The following is a 2,212-nucleotide window of genomic DNA, read 5'->3' on the forward strand; positions in this document are numbered from 1 at the left end:
CTTATACCAAGGCGGATTTTCTGCTGTCAAATAAGACTGCTTCGATCAGTGCGGCAACGATGCCTCGTTCTTCTCGACTTCCTCTGCCTTGCTATCGCGTTCGGTCGCGGCAACTTCGCCACCGCGACCTGGCACGGGCAGATGCTGCAGTGCGTGCTCGAAGACTTCGTCGATCCATTTGACCGGAAGAATAGTCAATTTGTCTTTGATGTTCTTCGGGATTTCAGTCAGATCCTTCTCGTTGCCGTCAGGAATGAGCACGGTGTCAATGCCGCCGCGATGTGCGGCCAGCAGTTTTTCCTTCAAGCCACCGATCGGCAATACCTCTCCGCGTAACGTGATCTCACCGGTCATTGCGACGTTCGAGCGAACCGGGATCTTTGTCAGTGCAGATACCAAAGCTGCGCACATTCCGATGCCCGCGGACGGTCCATCTTTGGGTGTCGCGCCCTCTGGGACATGGATATGCACGTCGGATTTCTGGTGAAATTCCTCGTCAATGCCGAGCACACCTGCGCGACTGCGCACGACCGTCATCGCAGCCTGAATCGACTCCTGCATGACATCGCCGAGCTGCCCGGTGTGAATAAGCTTGCCCTTGCCCGGCACCGTGGCCGCCTCGATCGTCAGCAACTCGCCACCGACCTCGGTCCATGCAAGCCCCGTGACCTGGCCGATCTGGTCGTTGTCTTCTGCGCGACCGTAGCGGAACCGCTGTACGCCGAGGTACTTTCCGACGTTGCGATGATTGACGTGAACGGTGCTCTTGCGCGGGCGTAACAACAACTGTTTAACGACCTTACGGCAGATCGTAGCAATCTCGCGCTCGAGGTTGCGCACGCCCGCCTCGCGCGTGTAGTAGCGAATCGTATCGAGTATGGCGGAGTCGGAGATCTTGAGCTCCGTATCCTCCACACCATTCTGGCGCATCTGCTTGGGAATCAGATAACGCTTGGCGATGTTGAGCTTCTCGTCTTCCGTATACCCCGGTAGCCGTATGACCTCCATGCGATCGAGCAGCGGTGCCGGAATATTCAGGCTGTTTGCAGTACATACGAACATGACCTCGGACAAATCGCAGTCGACCTCGAGGTAGTGATCGGCGAACGTCGAGTTCTGCTCCGGGTCCAACACCTCGAGCAGCGCTGACGACGGGTCGCCTCGGAAATCCATGGACATCTTGTCCACTTCATCGAGCAGAAACAATGGGTTGCGGACCTTGACCTTGCTCATGTTCTGCACGATCTTGCCTGGCATCGACCCGATATAAGTGCGGCGATGACCGCGAATCTCAGCTTCGTCGCGCACACCTCCGAGTGACATCCGCACAAATTTTCGGTTCGTCGCGCGCGCGATACTCTGACCCAGAGAGGTCTTACCTACGCCCGGCGGGCCGACTAGACACAGAATCGGGCCCTTGAGCTGTTTGACGCGTTGCTGCACAGCCAGATACTCGAGAATGCGCTCCTTGACCTTTTCGAGACCGTAGTGATCCTCTTCGAGAACGCGCTCGGCCTCCGCGAGATCCTGAATGGTTTTCGTGCGCTTCTTCCAGGGAACCTTCACGAGCCAATCAATGTAGTTACGCACGACTGTCGCTTCGGCCGACATCGGTGACATGAGCTTGAGCTTGTTGAGCTCCGAAGTTGCCTTCTCCTTGGCTTCCTTGGGCATACCAGCCGTGCCGATTTTCTGCTCGAGGTCGACCAGCTCGTTCGGCGCGTCCTCCATTTCACCGAGCTCTTTCTGAATGGCCTTCATCTGCTCATTCAGGTAGTACTCGCGCTGGCTCTTCTCCATCTGCTGTTTGACGCGTCCACGAATGCGTTTCTCGATCCGCAATACGTCGATCTCGCCGTCGACGAGCCCGAGCACGTGCTCGAGTCGCCCTTTGACGTCGTGCAGCTCCAATACCTTCTGCTTGTCCACGAGCTTGAGCGCCATATGCGCGGCCACGGTGTCGGCCAACCGGCTCGGGTCCTCGATGCCCGACAGCGAGGTCAGGATCTCCGGTGGAATTTTCTTGTTGAGCTTGACGTATTGCTCGAAACGCGAGACCACCGAACGGCACAGCACGTCCATCTCGCGGTCGTCGTAGTCGTCGTCCTCCTCGGCCAGGGGTTCAGCCTCGGCTGAGAAGCACTCGCCGATCTCAAGATCTCTGATATGCGCGCGCTGACTACCCTCGACGAGCACCTTGACGGTACCGTCC

Annotated in this window: 1 protein-coding gene; it reads right to left on the bottom strand. The window is 57.7% G+C overall.

All coding sequences use genetic code 11. The features are described from left to right. Nucleotides 1–45: 45 nt before the first annotated feature. Nucleotides 46–2,212 (bottom strand): endopeptidase La (lon, locus tag HKN37_01625; protein NNE45338.1); only part of this gene is annotated, 2,167 nt, incomplete at its 5' end.

Source organism: Rhodothermales bacterium, assembly GCA_013002345.1.
Lineage (GTDB): Bacteria > Bacteroidota > Rhodothermia > Rhodothermales > JABDKH01 > JABDKH01.